Annotated in this window: 13 protein-coding genes, 1 tRNA gene, 1 rRNA gene and 1 pseudogene; 5 read left to right on the forward strand and 11 right to left on the reverse strand. The window is 55.9% G+C overall.

The window, feature by feature from the left end:
- A 5S ribosomal RNA gene (rrf, locus tag NF876_RS06585) occupies positions 1–87 on the forward strand; the annotation flags it as partial.
- A 251-nt stretch (positions 88–338) separates the two neighbouring features.
- Positions 339–415 (forward strand) — tRNA-Met (locus NF876_RS06590).
- Here the strand turns inward: NF876_RS06590 and NF876_RS43400 are convergent.
- The 11 genes and pseudogenes from NF876_RS43400 to NF876_RS06650 form a co-directional block, all read right to left on the reverse strand.
- Positions 372–2,093 carry a recombinase family protein gene (locus tag NF876_RS43400; RefSeq protein ID WP_210805851.1) on the reverse strand — a complete coding sequence of 574 codons (1,722 nt, stop codon included), beginning with the start codon at positions 2,091–2,093 and terminating at the stop codon, positions 372–374. The genes NF876_RS06590 and NF876_RS43400 overlap by 44 nt on opposite strands.
- Positions 2,090–3,151: a tyrosine-type recombinase/integrase gene (locus NF876_RS06605; protein ID WP_210805853.1), complete on the reverse strand. Its 1,062-nt coding sequence runs from the start codon at positions 3,149–3,151 to the stop codon at positions 2,090–2,092. Before NF876_RS06605 ends, NF876_RS43400 begins: the two co-directional genes overlap by 4 nt.
- Positions 3,151–4,857: a site-specific integrase gene (locus tag NF876_RS06610; protein ID WP_210805855.1), complete on the reverse strand. Its 1,707-nt coding sequence runs from the start codon at positions 4,855–4,857 to the stop codon at positions 3,151–3,153. Before NF876_RS06610 ends, NF876_RS06605 begins: the two co-directional genes overlap by 1 nt.
- Before the next feature lie 173 nt (positions 4,858–5,030).
- On the reverse strand, positions 5,031–5,210 hold the full coding sequence (locus NF876_RS06615; protein WP_210805857.1) for a helix-turn-helix domain-containing protein: 180 nt from the start codon (positions 5,208–5,210) through the stop codon (positions 5,031–5,033).
- Positions 5,194–5,388 (reverse strand): hypothetical protein, encoded by a 195-nt coding sequence (locus NF876_RS06620; RefSeq protein WP_210805859.1) that lies wholly within the window; start codon positions 5,386–5,388, stop codon positions 5,194–5,196. Before NF876_RS06620 ends, NF876_RS06615 begins: the two co-directional genes overlap by 17 nt.
- An 80-nt stretch (positions 5,389–5,468) precedes the next feature.
- Positions 5,469–6,128, reverse strand: a complete 660-nt coding sequence (locus NF876_RS06625; protein WP_262268052.1) for a hypothetical protein — start codon at positions 6,126–6,128, stop codon at positions 5,469–5,471.
- Between the two features lie 53 nt (positions 6,129–6,181).
- Positions 6,182–6,326 (reverse strand): annotated as a pseudogene (locus NF876_RS06630) (integrase core domain-containing protein); the annotation flags it as partial.
- Positions 6,327–6,439: 113 nt separating this feature from the next.
- Positions 6,440–7,672 carry a glycosyltransferase gene (locus NF876_RS06635; protein WP_210805863.1) on the reverse strand — a complete coding sequence of 411 codons (1,233 nt, stop codon included), beginning with the start codon at positions 7,670–7,672 and terminating at the stop codon, positions 6,440–6,442.
- Positions 7,669–8,436 (reverse strand): glycosyltransferase, encoded by a 768-nt coding sequence (locus NF876_RS06640; RefSeq protein ID WP_210805864.1) that lies wholly within the window; start codon positions 8,434–8,436, stop codon positions 7,669–7,671. The genes NF876_RS06635 and NF876_RS06640 overlap by 4 nt, the downstream gene beginning before the upstream one ends.
- Positions 8,429–9,550, reverse strand: coding sequence for a DegT/DnrJ/EryC1/StrS family aminotransferase (locus NF876_RS06645; protein ID WP_262266296.1), 1,122 nt, complete (start codon positions 9,548–9,550; stop codon positions 8,429–8,431). The genes NF876_RS06640 and NF876_RS06645 overlap by 8 nt, the downstream gene beginning before the upstream one ends.
- On the reverse strand, positions 9,540–10,184 hold the full coding sequence (locus NF876_RS06650; RefSeq protein ID WP_210805866.1) for an acetyltransferase: 645 nt from the start codon (positions 10,182–10,184) through the stop codon (positions 9,540–9,542). Before NF876_RS06650 ends, NF876_RS06645 begins: the two co-directional genes overlap by 11 nt.
- A gap of 97 nt (positions 10,185–10,281) precedes the next feature.
- Between NF876_RS06650 and NF876_RS06655 the strand changes: the two genes are divergently transcribed.
- From NF876_RS06655 to NF876_RS06665, 3 genes are all read left to right on the forward strand, one after another.
- Entirely contained in the window at positions 10,282–11,661 is a 1,380-nt protein-coding gene (locus NF876_RS06655; protein WP_210805868.1) for a glycosyltransferase family protein, read from the forward strand.
- A 470-nt stretch (positions 11,662–12,131) separates the two neighbouring features.
- Positions 12,132–13,769, forward strand: a complete 1,638-nt coding sequence (locus NF876_RS06660; RefSeq protein ID WP_210805870.1) for a hypothetical protein — start codon at positions 12,132–12,134, stop codon at positions 13,767–13,769.
- 1,519 nt (positions 13,770–15,288) lie between these two features.
- Positions 15,289–16,668, forward strand: coding sequence for an exopolysaccharide biosynthesis polyprenyl glycosylphosphotransferase (locus NF876_RS06665; RefSeq protein WP_210807084.1), 1,380 nt, complete (start codon positions 15,289–15,291; stop codon positions 16,666–16,668).
- The last annotated feature ends 598 nt before the right edge of the window (positions 16,669–17,266 follow it).

Genomic DNA, 17,266 nt, shown 5'->3' on the forward strand with positions numbered 1-17,266 from the left:
CCGATCCCATCTCGAACTCGGCCGTTAAACCCCTCAGCGCCGATGGTACTGTGTCTCAAGACCCGGGAGAGTAGGTCATTGCCGGGCCTGCCAAGGACAACCGCCTCTTTGACGATCTGACAATCACCCCGCGGTGTCTTGTGAAAACGAGCGCCGCGGTTTGTGTTTGTCTCCCCTTTGCCTTCGACGCCGGCGTCGAAGGCCCTCGGCTTGGGGTTTGGCTCAGCCAAACTCGCACGCCTTGGGGTTTGGCTCAGCCAAACTCGCACGCCTTGGGGTTTGGCTCAGCCAAACTCGCACGCCTTGGGGTTTGGCTCAGCCAAACTCGCACGCCTTGCCGCGGGGTGGAGCAGCCCGGTAGCTCGTCAGGCTCATAACCTGAAGGTCACAGGTTCAAATCCTGTCCCCGCAACCACCGACAGTAGCCCTCGACTGGTAACCCCAGCGAGGGCTTCTTCGTATCTCGACACCCGCGAGTCCGCAGATACCGAAAGCCCTCCAGCGCCCGCCGCGCGGAGAGCTTTTTGCTGTTCAGCCCCCTGCTGCCCGGCGGCGCATAGAGTGAGAATGCGGGCAAGGTCGCCGTGCAGCAGCGCGTCCACGCCACTGCCCTCCTTTGGGGTCAGGACAATCTTGTTGATCAGCGAGCGAATGAGCTCCATCGCTTCGTCCCTGTGCTCAGCGTCTTCAAGCAAGTTCTCCAGTTCTTCGACCTTGCGGCGGTAAACCGCCGCAAGGTTCGGATGCACCGAGATGTTCGGCATGACGTCGGACTTTGCTTGCTGCGCGACGAGGCTCGCCTTCTCTGCTTCCAGTTCAGCGAGACGCGCCTTCATCGACGGCTGGTACAGCCCGTCCTCGATCGCGCTCATGATCCCGTCGATCTTGCGCTGAACGCCGGCGAGCTTCACTTCGGTCTCGGCAGCCTTGCCACTTGCCTCTTTCGTCAACCGGTTCACCTCCTCCTGATACGCGCGGGTAAACTCCGCCACCAGTTCTGGCGTGAGCAGGTTCTGCTTCAGGGCCCTGAGGATGCGCGCCTCGATCTCCTTCCGGCTGATCGTACGGTCGTTCGTGCACATGCCCTTCGAGCGCCGCCCGGCGCAGCCATAGCGGTCCTTCGCCATGATCGTGTACCCCGCGCCGCAGCAGCCGCAGGTTAGAAGGCCCGACAAGAGGAAACGGCGGCGGTGAGCCCGGTTGAGCGCACTGCCGCTCTCATCCCGGCCCATCTCGAAGGCGGTTGCCGCTTGGCGCCGCTTCACCTCCTGCCAGAGCGTATCGTCGATAATCCGCAGGTGCGGTACCTCTGTTCGCTCCCAGCGCTCGGGCGGGTTCGGCCGCGCCACCCTCTTTCCTGTCCTCGGGTCCTTCACATAGGAGCAGCGGTTCCACACCAGTTGGCCGATATAAATCTCGTTGTTCAAGATTCCGGTCCCGCGCTCCTTCTGGCCGCGGATGGTGGTGTCCTGCCACGGGCGGCTCTCGGGACCGGGAATGCTCTCCTCATTGAGGCGCCGGGCGATGGCCCGTGGGCTTACGCCGTGAGCGAACATCCTAAAGATGCGTTCAACCACAGCCGCCTCATCACGGTTGATGGTGCGCCCTCCTCGCTCGCCCTCCTCGACCACGTTGTAGCCGAAGGCCTTACCGGCGGCGGCACGCCCCTGCAGCACGCGACCCAACTGTCCGCGCTTGGTCTTCTCCCTCAGGTCGGAGAGGAACATCTGTGCCATCGTGCCGAGCATTCCGACATGCATGGTGGTCACCGCACCGACATTGACCGCGTGCAGGCTCATCCCATGAAACTGCAGCTCGTCATGGAGGCTGGCCACATCCGAGAGCTTACGCGCCAGGCGGTCGAGCGCCTCGACGATCACGACGTCGAAGGCTCCCCGTCGCGATTGTGCCAGCAGGTCCCTGTAGCCAGGGCGATTGTTGCTGGCGCCCGACAGCGCTCGATCCTGGAAGGTCGCCGTCACCTGGAGCCCCTGCTGGGCGGCATAGCGGCGGCAGACCTCGAGCTGGTCCTCGATCGAGGCATCGCGCTGGTTCTCGCTCGAGTAGCGGGCATAGATCGCGGCGCGCTTCATACGAGGTCCTCCCCGGCGGCTTTGAGTTGATCGAGGATCGAGCCAAGGCGTCGGCTTGCGGCGAGGTTGTCGGCCTGGATGTAGAAACGCTCGGTCGTCGAGAAATGCCGGTGGCCGAGCAGCGGCGCCGCGGCGCGGGCCATATCGGCGGACACAGCCGCGAGGCTCGAGGCCGCGCAATCGCGCAGGAGGTGCGGGTTGATTGGCGTCCCGAACAGGCGGCGGGTCAGCTTGGTGATCCGGTGATACGCGGCGTGGGAATCGCGCATAACGCCCTCCTTGCTGAGCCACAGCCTGGTCGATTCGGCCGCCTGCGGAAACAAGGAGCGCACCGCGGAAAGGTAGTGCTCGAACCAGGGCAGCAGCGGTTCGGGCAGTTCGAAGCTGATCGGCTGACGGGTCTTGGTCTCCTCGGCCGGAATGGTGATGAGCCAGCTGCCTTCGGTTGGGATCAGGTGTCGCCCGAGTTCGAGGCTCGAAAAGTTCTTCACCCGCAGGGGACGAAGCGCCAGAAGGGCGAGCATCAGGGCATCGCGGTAGGCCACGGCTTGCTTGAGCGACAGGTTACCGACAGGAAGACGCTCCAGCTCCGCGACCGCGGCGGCGAAAATCTCCGCGGTCGGGCGCATCCGGGTCCGCTTGTCCTTGCTCGGCCTGGCATTGATTTGGACCCGGTTGCAGGTGGTCTGGAGCCAGCGCCAGTTCCGATCGGGAGCCATCGCCTGCATCATCACCTTCAGGCCGACCAGCATCGACAGGCGTGTACGCGGGGCGACGAGCGTCTCAAGATGGAGGTTGTAGGCGCGAACCCTCTCGCGCGTGACGCGATCGGCGGGGTCTGCGTCACGGTCCAGTTGACCGGTCCAAAGCAAGTAACCGAGCCAACGGCCATAATGCTGCTCGTTGGTCCGGCGGGTGCCGGATGCCCAATGGGCCGCACCACCGCATTCGTCGAATATGTCGTCTTCGACCTGTGCCGCCGCCCAGGCCTCCTGGTCGACCTGCGGCCACTCGGACACCGGCAGAGCGCGGCGCATCGGATCAACAGGGCGGCCCATCAGCGCCTCCCCGTTGGGGCTTTGGCTTTGGCCGCGTCGAGCAGGCGATCGACGTGACGTCCAGCCGCCTTCGATCCGGTGCCGAGATAATGACCCATGGTGGTGTCGAGCGTGGTGTGGCCAAGTACGCGCGAAACCGCGAGATAGGCGCCGGGATCAGCTTCCGTGGTGATCTTGGCAAGAAAATGCCGGAACAGGTGCGGGTTCATCTCGAGACCAGCCCGGCGCATGCTGCGGCGGATCGCATCCGACAGCGCGGTTTTGGAACGAGGCTTCCTGTTCACACCCGGGAACAGGTAAGGCCCATCGGCCTCCGGCAAACGCGAGCGGAATGCTGCGATGTGGTGCTTCAGGCGCGCGGTGATCTCGGCATTGAGCTCGAACTCCAGCGGCCGGCCCGTCTTGGTGCGCTCTGCCGGCACGATGAGCACGGCGAGTCCCGAACTCAGGAAGGTGAAGTCGGCAAGCTCCAACGTCCGCAAGGACCCGATGCGCAGACCGCAATGGATCAGGAGGTCAACTGCCACCGCGCGCTCCATCGCCTTCGCGGCTCGTAGCGGGTTCGTCTCGGCCAGGGCGCGCTTGGCCTCCCGCTCGGGGAAGGTGAGCAGGCGGGCGACGTTGCGCGGATCATCGAACTGAGCGAGGCGCTTGCGGTTACGCTCCGTCATCTGACGCCGGTTGCCGGGATCGAGCTTGCGGCAGATCTTCTCCAGGGAGGCGACAGACGCCTCGTCCAATCCGCCATAGTGCTTGCCGATCAGACGCATCGAGCGGGCGAGATTGTGCACCCGCTGGGTCTTCCTGCCCGAACGATCCAAGAAAAAGCGAAGGGCTGCCTTAAACGCCTCCGGTTGGAACAGGACGCTCAACGACGTGATCGCCTCCGTCGACAGGTAGCCGGTATGGACGAGCGCCGAAGCTAACTGGCGGAAGGTGTAAACCCGGTGCTCGATCGTTGCCGGGCGCAGGGCGCGTGCCGGCGCCTCCTCGTCGAGGGGATCCGGGTTCGCCATGCGCTCACGCCAGCGTCCCACATCTTCCTGGAACGAGGCCGGAAAGGCGCTCAGGGGCAGCGCATACGGTTCCTGCCTGAATGGCGAGGACAGCTGCACCTGTGGCCAGTCCGGCATCGTACGGGCCGAGCGGTTCCAGTTCGAGATGGTGTTCTTGAGGATATCCTTCGGGTTTTTGAGCGCCTCTTCCGCCTCAAGCGCTTCAAACAGACCGAGGAGGATCTGAGGCGTGACCTCCTCCGGCGCGATCCCCATGACGGTGCTGTAGGTGGCGAGGCGATAAAGCGCCTGGCGCTGATAGGCGGCCTCAATCCGGTCAAGCAGCGCCTGCCAGGACGGCGCGAGTGGAATACGGCGGGTCAGTGGCAGGGGTCGCGGCGCATAGCGTTCCAGGGCCTGGACGACCAGGGAGCGGATGTTGGCGAAGGTCTTCTCGGACAGGTTCACCTGGGCGGCGCTTCTGGACGCAAACAGCTCACGCACCCGGTGCGGACTCGCCTCCAGCGTCTCCAAGGGTGCCCCGAACATCTGCCCGACGCGGTTCAGGGCCGAGATGAGGTCGCGGCGCTGGGTGTTGGTCAGGTCGGGATCCGACGCGGCGAGACGCTTCACCTCCGCCAGAGTGGCCTGGTTCTGGGAGGCGAAAGCCATTTTGCTACGGGCGAGGAATCTGGGGTCGACATACTGCATCGGGATCGTCTCACATGGTCAGCTCTGGCCTCGGGAGGTCAGGCGTGGACAGGAGGGGCAGTTCGGGAAATAGCAGCTTTCTGGTCCTACGGCGTTCAGCCGGGAGCGGTCTCCCGACAGCCGCTAAGCCATTGACGCTGTTGGACAGAAGCGGACATAGGCACCCATCGCACCTACTCGCGATGGAGCTTCTCGTAGGTGGTCACGTCTTCGAGGGAGATGCGGATCTGGTGACCAATGCGGTGCACCTTGAGCTCGCCGCGGGCCACAATGCGGCGCACGGATTTAAGGCTGACCTGCCAGCGAGTGGCGAGGTCCTCCAGGGTCAGTAGCGGCTCAGACTTCGGCTTCAAAGGTATCCTCCGGTTCGGGGTGATCGTGCTCGGAGGGAACCGCTGGTTCGGCTGTGGCAAACGCTTCATGGGCCGCGTGCCGGGCCAGCAACCGGACGAAAGCAATCAACGCAACCGGCGAAGATGCCGGCTCCTCATGGCTGCGAGTTGCTGGTTCACGGTTTGCTGTCTTGCCCACTGGTGACCTCCAATGGGCAGGACAATCATGACGGACGCTCGATTGGTCGAACTCCCTAACTCACCAGCTTTTGCACAACCTCAGGGCACGAACGGTGGGTCGAAGTACTCAAGGTCACGGATCGGGAGCTTCTCCTCGACCACCTTGTCGATTAGCCGCGGCTCGAACGTGACGCCCTTGGGCGCATACAGACACAGCGCCTCCTTGACGAAGCCGGTGAAGCCGCGTTCGGCCAGAAAGATGATTTTGTCCACCGTATGAGCGGGCCTGATGCCAAGCACCTCCTGATAGGATAGCATCAGCGCCGAGATCAGTTCCCGCAACTCCTGAGTCGGGGTCGGTCCGCCATGGTTGTCCTGGGCAGATAGGCTCTGCTCCTTGGCGACCTCCGCGGCTTTGCGGCTCAAGGACGCCATCCGCTGCAGATAAAGGATGTGCTGCCGCATCTCGATGGCGACACAATCGAGGTTGACCTCGGACATCGCGACAATCATCAGGAGACCTTGGTTCCCGAGCTTCTCGGCGTTCTTTTCTGCTTTCGCAAGATTAGTTGCCAGGCTGTTAAGCTCGCGGGCGACTGCCGAGGGACGCAGCCTCACGGGGTTTTTCAAGTACAGCTTGATGATACGTTTAGTATCTTCAACAAGTTGAACTAGGGCCTCGTCGGACGGTCCATGCCCGAGATGCTGCAGGTCCTTCTTGAGCCAATTCAAAAGCCTTCCGTCGGGATTCGTGGTCATTGTGCGCTGAGCCCATTTTGGCACCACCCGAGGTGAGACCTTTCCAACCTCAATCAGGGTGGTAGGCTGGCTGGGTCACCCAATTTCGTCAGCACGATCGGGGCCTACTCCCGATCGCACCATGGGGTCGTCCTCACTGTAGTATCGACGCCAGTGCTCCATCTTTTCGCGTGCAAATGCAAGGGACAGGAACCAATGCGGGCCCTTCTCAAGTGTGGACCTGCCTACGTGGAGGAGTTTACGAGGCTTAGACCACACTACCAACGAGTTCTCCTGATCGCCGGATGAAAAGAGGCGCTCAGACTACACAGTCAATCCCGGTTTCCGCTTAAATAGGAGCGAGTCCTTGTGCGTAAGCGGCTTAGAACAATTCTGATCAGTGTTTTGGTTTGGGTTTCCGCCACCAGCGGGCCTAACTTTTTCGGACCTGACTTTTTTGGGCCTAACTTTTTCGGAGGAACCTGACTCGGTTCGACAAGCTGTGGATCATGAAGTTGCTCGACAACTGCCGGCTGCTCCTTGACAATTGAACCCTCGGAAGCATCGACAGGTGTTGAAACAATGACTGGAATCCATGGCGAGTCCCGTCCGACCATTTGGTGGAAGTCATGCGCAGCAATGCCATTATCAATCAGTGTCTTAGGTGGCACGGTCATCGCGATCTCCGTCCCAAGCTGATGAAACATCCGCTCATAGACGTCGATGCCCCTGTACTCGAGCAAGTAATTCACTATCTCGATCTTTAGGCGCTCGGGGTCACCGATGGATTTCAACTCCTTAAATCCAAATGTTTTGTAGAAGTTATCGCTTGAGACGCGTTTCATAAAATCTACAAGGATGAGTCGGTGCTCGTTGATCGACCGGTTACTTGCCGATTGACTTGGACGGCTGGTGTTATTTTGATGGACCCGAAATTTTACGAGTCGCTCCGGCATTACAAAGATATCGAAGTGCTCAAGCACTCGCACCCACATATCAAGGTCAGGTAGCTGCCGGTAGAAGTTGTTGTACAGTCCAACCTTGTCATATACGTCGCGCTTTATCAGCACCGACGGGTGGCACAAGCGATTGCCACCCTCTAAGAGATCTCTCATCCACTGAAAACGTGAACGATTAGCTTGACGAAAAACGTCTTGGTAGCCGGGATGATCTCCCAGCCAGCAACCTTCATCATCAATCCACTCTACATCCGAGAAAACGGCGGCGACATCTGTCCCGGACGAAAAAATTTGGAGTTGCTTCTCAAGTTTGTCGGCAACCCATACATCATCGGAGTTGCACACTGCGATGTACTGCCCACGACACATTTCGAGACCAACGTTCATGGCCTGACAAGCACCGACGTTCTCGTACAACTGCCGCAAAACAATTCGGCTATCCCGATAACTTGCAACAATTGATGCTGAATTGTCTGATGAGCCATCATCCACAACTACAACTTCAATATCCGTGAAAGTTTGAGCGAGGACGCTCTCAAGGGTCGCACGGATATACTTCTCGTGCTGGTAGCTAGGGATGAGGACAGAAACGAGGGGATTGTTCATAATCTTTCAACAGCAGCATTAATGAACTGTCGGACAGCGGGGTCTACTCTTTTTCCCACTGCCGTGAGGGTCCGAATTATTGCTGCCTTCCTATGCTCTGAGTTAAGGCTAGTCCAAGTGCCGTTTGGGTGAAGTCGATACAACGTGGACGGTTTCGCGACGTGTGCTGCGCCGCCTTTAGCTGCGATTGTTAGATTCAGCAACCAGTCGTAACCCTCCTTGGCATCTGCGTAACTCAAGGCGTCACGGAAGCGGTCGCTTCGGTATAAGCAATTTGAAAATGTGGCCACAGGATTGGAATCAAGTAAGTCTAACATTGTCAGGAGCCTGTGCCGTCCGTCTGGCCAGTTTGGCTGCCGCCACTTTGCCCCCAACACTTCATCCTCGACAATACACGCTGTGAAGCACAATCCTATGTCCGGAAAGGTCTCAAGGAAAGCAAGTTGCTGCTCAAGCTTATCGTCAGCGATCCAATAATCGTCACCTTCAAGAACCGCGACATATGGGGTATCAACAAGTTCAGTTAGCTTCCGATAATGGTTAATGATGCCAAGATTGGCTTCATTTACAATTACCTCGACGTTTGAAAGGCTTTGTGCGGTGGCACGTGCAATCGAAAATGTCCCGTCACTGGAACAGTCATCCGACACAATGACCTTTGTCGAAGTGAAGATGGTTTGAGCAATAATGCTATCGATAGCTTCGGCGATGTACTTGGCGTGATTATAAGTCGGTACGATAACCGTAATCAATGGGTTAGTCATGGAGTGACGCCTTCAAAGACTGTGCGATATAGACTGCGGCTTCGTTTGTTATTCCTCCATGGAGAGGAAGTGTTAGGACCTCTTCTGCGGCACGCCGCGCGTTCGGTAACTTGAATTCCTTCTGCGTCATATGCATTCTGTAAGACGGCACATCACAGAGTAAAGGATAAAAATATTTGCGGGTGAAGATCCCAAGTTCCCTGAGCGCCAGGTACGCCTTGTCACGAAGGCGGATGCCATTCTCCACGGGCAATCGTACTGCAAAATAACTTGGTGCACCGAGCGTGCCGGGCCGTTGCGGGACGATTTTGATCTTTGGGTGCTCAACAAGGCAATCGGTATATATCGCAGCAATCTCGGTCCGTTTAGCACGCTCTTCGAATACTGCGCTCAAGTTCGAGAGCCCGAATGCGGCGTTCAGCTCGCTCATTTTTCCGTTAGTACCTACTTCCGAAATGAGATCCTCCGATTCGATCCCAAAATTCTTCAAAAGGCCGACCTTTGCGTGCACCTCGTAAGAATTTGTTACGATTGCGCCGCCTTCACCCGTGTTGAATTGCTTTGTTGGATGAAAGCTCATTGTCGTTGCATCGCCATAGCCGACAATCGGTCGACCATTGAAGGTTGATTCAAATACATGAGCCCCGTCATAGAGAATGGGTATTGACGCCGCTTTTGCTAAGTCGTCTAGGGCGTCAACGTTGCAGGGGCATCCATATACGTGAACACCGAGGATACCGCCAACATTGCTGTCAAGATGTTCTTTTACGGCATTCGGGTCTATCGTTAGATAATCCTCTTCCACATCCACAAGAACAGGATCCAGACCGATCCAAATCAGCGCGCTTACAGTGGCTGCGAACGTAAAAGGCGTAGTTATTATGCGGTTGCGAAAATTTAGTGCCTTGGCAGCAATTTCTATTGCTATCGTGCCGTTGGACATCAGGCTTACGTGAGGTGTTCTTAAAATCTCCGAAAGCCTATGCTCAAGATTGTGGCAGTTCGGCCCTCCATTCGAGAGTCGCCGATTCTCCAAAGCGGGACGCAGATAAGATAAAAATTCATCTACACTGGGCACGATGGGGCGCGCTACATAAATAGGATTATTTTTCACGAGAACTCCTCGGCTTCGCAGGAACACCAATTACCGTCAGGCCGGGATCGACGTTTGATATGACGCATGCAGCAGCGCCTACGACTGCCCCGTCGCCAACCCTCATGGGGCTGCCATCTACACCGTTTCGGATTACGCTTCCAGCGCCGATCCAAACCCGCGAGCCAACCTCCACATGGCCGGCTATCGTTGAATTCGCGGCGATAAAGCCGAATGATCCGATCTTCACATCATGATGCAGCACTGCCCCGTAGTTGACGATCACATGATCACCCAAATTGACATTTGCAGAAATCACAACGTTTGCGAAGACTTGGACCCCTTGGCCAATTCTTGCGGTTGGCGACACCACGGCGCGCGGGCTCACAAAAGTCCCAAACCTTGTACCCGACGAACTCAATCGCTGGACCAGCCTAACTCGGCCTTCTATACTTCCTATAGCTACAAACCAGGATGCGCCTCCCGCCATCGTTATTGCTTTTTCATAAGAAACGACCGGAGTTCCGTCCAAAAGACGGTCTGAGTTGAAATCATCGACGAACGCCAGCACCTGCGTGCCGGCCGCCTCCAGTTGAAAGGCAAGTTCGCGCGCGTGGCCCCCTGCGCCATATATGATCGATCTCGGCTTTGGCACTTTACTTCATCGGCTCTGTTGACCACTGACGGCCTTCTACGTTAGTCGTGCAACGTTTGCCAGCGTTCGGGTTCTATGCAACCCATTGGGGGCCTGAATGATGCAATCGAGCAACACTGTTGTCGAGGGAACTGTTGGTAATAAAATTACAGATCTGCTCATCGTTGATGACGTATTGCCTTCGAGCTTGTCGCCATTCCGAACAATCGAATACCGGCACTATTTGTACAATTTTGACGCGGCGCTACTGTCGCTAGAAGGATGGCACAATTGGGAAAAGGGAACGACCTTTGAAGGCAAGTTGGATGAGCTGGAGTTCAGTGAAAATGCCAAACGCCGAATATTTAGGTTCAGTGAAAGTCAGCATATTGCCGCGCGCTTAGCGTATGTCACTTTCTTGAACAATGCATACAATTTATTGCCTTTCTTCGAACAGAGAAATCTACCATTTATACTTCAGCTGTATCCGGGTGGAGGATTTGAAATCGGTCAAGTAGAGACTGATTTGAAATTGCGCTCTGTATTGCTGAATCGCCTATGTAAGGGCGTCATTACGACCCAGACTATATCGCGGGATTATATCACGTCTGAACATATCGGCTTCAATGCATGTAAGGTGCATCACATTTTCGGCGGAGTTTTTGACAGTAATGTCCCATTTGATTTTTGCCAAGACAAACTATTTTATGGCGGGAATAAGAGTACGCTGGATGTCTGCTTTGTCGCGTACAAATACAACAATGATTTGCAATCCAAAGGATATGATAAATTTATCGAGATCGCAAACCTAATATCGAGTGAGCTAGATTGCGTCCGGTTCCATGTTGTTGGGAATTACGGCCCCGATGATTTGCCACTGAAGGGTATAGAAGGAAAGATCACTTTTTACGGCCCGCAGCCTGCCGCGTTCTTTAGAAGCTTCTATTCGCGAATGGACGCGATTGTTTCGGTGAACAGACCATTCCTATCAAGTTCGGGCGCTTTTGACGGTTTTCCAACTGGATCGTGCCTAGAAGCTGGGTTCATGGGAGTTGCAAATTTTATTAGCGATCCGCTAAATCTAAACACTCAGTTCAGAGATGGCATTGATCTAGTACTTGTCGGCGACGATGTTGAAGTATCTGCTCGCAAGATACTCGCCTACTTACGTGACCCGACGGCTCTCTATAAACTCGCTCATGGTACCTATCGTGCATTTCGGCGGATTATTGACGTTGATAAGCAGTTAATGACAAGATCCCAGATAATCTTTCGGCACCTAATGGAGGACAATGTAGATTTATCTACTGAGGTCCAAAACGATTATCTGATGATGCGCTCCATGCTTCAAATTAGGCGCCAAGTTGAGGCTCTGACGGCTGAGTTAAACGACCTGAGAACTCAGCCGAAAAACGTTCAAGAGCTTAGGTTGGAAGTCAATCATATGGGGCACACCTTGAGAAGATTACGAAGTCGGAGACCGCTGAACAGGACTTAGAGACTGGTGAGCAATTATCTTTCCTTTCACGTGAGGCGCCAGAGCAGGATGCGGTTTATCGCAAGATAGAGGAGCATCTCGCCAGTTTCGACCAGACGTTCGTAGTCCTCGCCCCCGCGGGATCTATCATCTTTGGTCTTTCGTCAGTATCTGCGAAAGCCATCTTGAGGAAGCTCATTTTGATCCAACCTGGTGTCACCGTTGTCCATGATCGCCCGTTCAACGACTTCCCGAGGTTAAGTCCATCCTGCGCATTAGCAGGTGCCGTGACCATAGGTAACCAAGCCGGGTTAGGTATCGGTGCCAAATGTGCTCCGAAAGTCGTCGTCGGAAATATCGCGATGGTTGGAGCAGGCGCTGGTTGCATTCGAAGGGTGGCGGCCGGTACGACAGTTGCAGGAATTTTCGCCCTCGTCCTGCGTCCACGGTGACGCCACAACCGCTTTCATCGCTCCCGGAGTTAATCAACTGTGCTACACACGACGACACCGCCAACGCGCCATTCTATTCTTTTTGACAGGTTGATTTGGCTTACCGCGTTCATTGCCTCTATCGGCTGGCTTCTCTGGTACCTTTATGCAACAGTGAAGTTCAGCTTTCTGGCACCCTTTTGGGACCAGTGGAACACGCTCTACAAACCTGACGGAATTTCAGGTTATTTCATTCAACACAACGAGCACCGCATTGTTCTAGCGCGCATCATCTATACCATAGACGCCGAATTTTTCAGGATGAGCTATAGGTTTTCTATGGTGTTCGTCGCCCTCTTCCAAATAGGAACAGGTGCAACGTTTGTCTGGATGATAGCACTCGACAAACGCCTGACGTCGAGGATGAAAGCTCTATTCACCGTAGCAGCAGTCTTTCTCACTTTCTGGTGGTATCAATACGAGAACTTCGCCTGGCCGTTCCAAACGCAATATACTGGTCTAGTGTGTTTCTATGTGGCCTCGTTCGCTGTTTTTGCACGTTCGCCTAATAGTTGGGGACATGCGATCGTTTCGGTCGTTCTCATGGCCATAGCCGTGTTGTGCATTGCCACGGGTATCTTGAGCGCTTTCATCCTTATCGCGCTGTGCTTTGTTGCTCGTCCGCGCTGGCAGATTGCCGCTTTTGTTACCTTCGCAATATTGGCGATCACGGGAATGTACTTTTGGGGCTTCCAACCCGGGCCAAAGCCAGCCGAATCCGTGCATTCGCTAGCACGCATTTTCTTATATTCGGTTTACTACCTGGGCAGTCCGCTCCAAAGCTGCCTTTCATGGACGGGCCTAGAAAATCTTACCGCTGCCGGCCTCATGGGTTTACTAGTGCTAATTATGTCAGCTAGCTCGCTGATTGTGCTTATTCGCAGGCGATTCCGTTTAGACGAGATGGACCTCTTTGCCGGCGCGGTGATTGTTGTGACATTGGCGGCGACATTACTGACCGCAATTGGCCGGAATTATTTCGGTTACGAACAAGCGGCCGCCTCTCGCTATGGAACAATCGTCTTTCCGATTTATTTATCGATCGCGCTCGTCTTAACGCGTGAATTCAGGATTATGGCCTGGACTGCGGTCTTCATCATCGTTTTCACCGCTGCAACGCAAGCTCGATACCTTAACGATGCACAAGAGGCGAAGTATTCGAAGCAGCAAGGTCTTACCGCTATGCTTGCCGAGGTGAACGACGAAGAGATGCTGGGTCACCTGTTTCCGCTTCCAGACCGGGTGTTGTTAGAAGCGGCCCGGCTAAAGCGGTTGCGCCTCAATATTTTTTCCGAAGAATGGCCTCACTGGCTTGCTGGAAAATTGCCCTTCGAGCCACGCGCTGACGCAGCATGTCAGGGGACCTTTGATGCTACAGCCCCATTGGCAAGTGGCGGGCGCGCATGGGGATGGGCTTGGAATACTGAGACAACCTCGTTGCCTACTTACATTGTGCTGCTTGACGAGAAAGATACGGTCATCGGATTTGGCTTTCCCGGTATGAGCAGAGGTGACGTCGTCAAAGTTGGAGCGGACCTACGCTCAGGGTGGTTTGGTCACTATAAAGGACACGTTGCTCCTACCAGAGCCGTTGCGATCTTCGGCACAACAGATACAACCTGCCTTTTCCAACGATAGCGAACAAATCAGATTTGAGTTCTACCGGCGCTCACGTGACAATGTCTCCGACGCACAGTGTTGCGGATGCTGTTATGTCAATCTGCCCATCGGCATATGCTTGAATCAGTAGCAGAAAGCCCGCGATGCAAGATAGCACTGCGGGCTATTCCATAATTGAGGAAGTGTGCTGGATTCGTGTCCCGTATTATATGAAAAGCGAAAGAGTTTCGCGTGTTCAGTCATGCGGGTTGAATCGTCAGCCTTCACCGACAGTGACAAGGCGGCCGAGGCCGTGATCAAGCTTAAGGGAGCCATCGATCTGCAGAAGGGTCGGTTCGTTCCGTAGCCTTAGCCTTTGGGCTATTGCGGATCTTGCTTTGCTTGCCCTGGGAATTCGTACTTATCCTTGGTGCTGGTCATGGTGGGGTCCTCTCGGAGGGTGACTTGGACATCACTATCCTGCCATGACCGCCCCGATCAGGCGATTTGCAGAACCTTCACCACACTACTCTGCTTAAACGGTAAGTCGACCAATCGGCGTCACTAGTGTCGGTAGTTTCAGGTCCCCGCAACCACATCACCGCAAAGCCCCCGGTCAGACATGACACGGGGGCTTCGGCATTCATAAGGCCAGCGCAAAAAGTGCATCTGGCTGCGACAACAGATCATGAAAGCCCTCCAGCGCCGACAGTGCGGAGACCCCTTCGCTGTTGAACCCCTGCTGTGGCGCATCGTTTGCGGTATCGGGCTCTTCACGGTGCCTCACCAAGCGGGCAGGAGCCGCCCCTCAGACCGGGTCGCGGCAGGCCGGAGTGGCGCCGGCCCTGCCCCAGAACCACCGAGAGGACAGGAGAGGCCATGCATGCACTCCCCCAACCAAACCCATCGAGATGCGGGGGGAAATCACTGCCGCACCACATCGATTCCATCGTAACAGTGTGGCAGTTGCAAAGTTGCAACTAGGCCAGATGGTCTAGGCTGCTCGGCTGACTAGAAACTTAGCAGAAACTCGGATTGTATGAGCCTGTAGAAGATTTTAACGTCTGGTCGCAGGAGCCACGATGTTCGTGATAGTTTGTGCAGCGTACGCTGGAGGGGCGCTTGCTCTGGCCGCACTTTGGTCCTACGGCTGGCTCATCGCGTTCGCTGTCGCTCCCCTGGCGGGCAGCGGCGCAGCATTCATCGCACTGTTGCTGATGGGCTTGGGGCAGAGAAGCATGCCCAGTGACCATCATTCGGTTGTCACGGTTCCAAGTGTCGGCGTTTTGACGAAGCCGTAAGTAATAGCTTAGGTCCTGCGTTGCAGAACCAGGCGTTTGACGCTCATCGCGAATCCAGTGGATTGCTGTTGCTCCTGGATCACTACCCCTTTTGAGCCATTTGAATTAGCCCCTCCCCAAAGGTAAAGAAAGCCTTATAAGACGTTGAAGCCTTCGTCTGTGGGTGACGAAAGGCTGGGGGCAGCATAATGCATTTGCCAGAAGCGGTCGAAGCTCTCGACCCTGCATTTCGTAGACAGCTTGATTCAGAGCTCCGCGTGAAAACGACCTCTGGGCGTATTTCGTCCCACGGATTCGCCGCAACGCTGATGTTGATGGATATCGTGGCTATAGCATTGGCCGGGATCGCACCAGCAGTGCTTTACGACGGCATTCAGTTCGCGATGCTGGGGCATCTCGTTGCCGTCGTTGCCGGGGGAGTGCTCGTGTTTCTGCTGGCTGCCCATGCGTTAAGTGCTTATAGGGCAGCGCACATCTTTGAGTGGCCGCAGATTATTCCGCGGGCGGTCATATCCATCCTCCTGACGTTCTTCGTCCTCATGGTTCTCGGGATAGCCACGAAGACGTCCGATCACTATTCGCGCGTATGGTTCTTCTCATGGATTTCGCTGTCTCTTGCGCTGACAGTGGTATTGCGCGCTGTCGTTCTCGCGTTGGTTGAAGCAAGGCTCGCACGCGGAGCCTGCTTGCAGCGGGCATTGATCGTTTCCTGTGGAGACAGCCCTCTGACAGGGGACCAGTTGAGTTTAGAAACGAAGAACCGCGTCCGCGCGATTGGTACGATCAGTGCCGACAACTTAGATGTGATGCCGGATCTGGCGCCTTACCTGCGTCAGTTGAATCCAGAGGTCGTGGTTCTCAGCCTTCCATGGTCGCAAGCTCATGTGGCCATGAACAAGCTAAAGGCGCTCTCACAGCACGCAGCCGAAGTGCTAATCTTGCCCCACTCAGGCAACGGCCTGCAGCAAATGCTCAGATTGCGTCATCTCGGCGGCAGAACGTTGTTGCAGGTAGCGGAGCCGCCGATTGCAGAATGGGATAGATTTGCGAAGCGGGTCGAGGATGTCGTCATAGCGAGTACTGCTCTTTTCCTGCTGGCTCCCTTCCTGCTGCTGGTTGCTCTTGCCATCAAACTCGACAGTCGGGGCCCTATTCTCTTCAAGCAGAAGAGAGAAGGTTTCAACGGCAGCCTCATTGACGTGTTGAAGTTTCGATCGATGTATGTCGAAGGGACCGATCTGCATGCTTCCCGTCAGACCAGCAAGGATGATCCCCGGGTCACTCGCATCGGCCGCCTCATCCGCCGCAGCAGCCTTGATGAACTGCCGCAGTTCTGGAATGTGCTGACCGGACAAATGTCCGTGGTTGGTCCACGCCCACATGCTTTGCAGACCTCGGCCGAGGGGCAGGTTCTTGGCTCGATCGTTGAAGAGTACGCGGCTCGTCATCGCGTGAAGCCAGGCATTACCGGTTGGGCGCAAGTCAATGGCGCCCGTGGCGAGTTAAACTCACGGGAGCAGGTCAAGAGGCGAGTGGATCTCGATCTGTACTACATCGAGAATTGGTCGGTGCTTTTTGACTTGAAGATCATTCTGATGACGGCCTTACGGGTCTTCCATGATCCACATGCCTACTAGAGCATCTCCGTAAACGTCGCGGACCAAGCCTGGACGTGCAGACATTGAACCCAGCGGGGCTTGGCTCCAGATCTGCGGTGATCGTTCTGCGTGCCGGAAATCTACCCTCCATCACGTCATGGTCGATTCATGAGGCTCCCTCGAGCTGCTTGGATCGGATCATTTTGCATGTCCGCATTACGCGACTGTTGCATTCAGGTCAGATCCCTTCGTCGGGGACGAGATCGATGTTCTCGACCTGCCGGTAATTCATAGATAAATCGGTTTCACCAAGTGGTGGCGGTGCCACGTTGCACCGCGCATCCGGTCTCGTACCACCTGCAGTCTGAGCAGATGGGCTCCTGAACGCGGGTGACACATGTTGTCAATCGAAGGCATTTTTGTCCGTCGACACGTTAACCATGAGTGGCAGAACTCAAGTCATCGACGGAGTATGAGCACAAGCTGGCCTAAGCTGTTTGTCGTAGGCCGCTGAGCGAGAGCGATGCCCTGCTCTATGATCGCGATACGATGTCTAGTCCATTCGTTCGGTCCGAGGTCAGGTTCTAGACCGTCAAGCTGAATAGACCAAATTCCCAGCCCTGCCCATCAATAGGCC

It is taken from the genome of Microvirga yunnanensis, assembly GCF_025460875.1.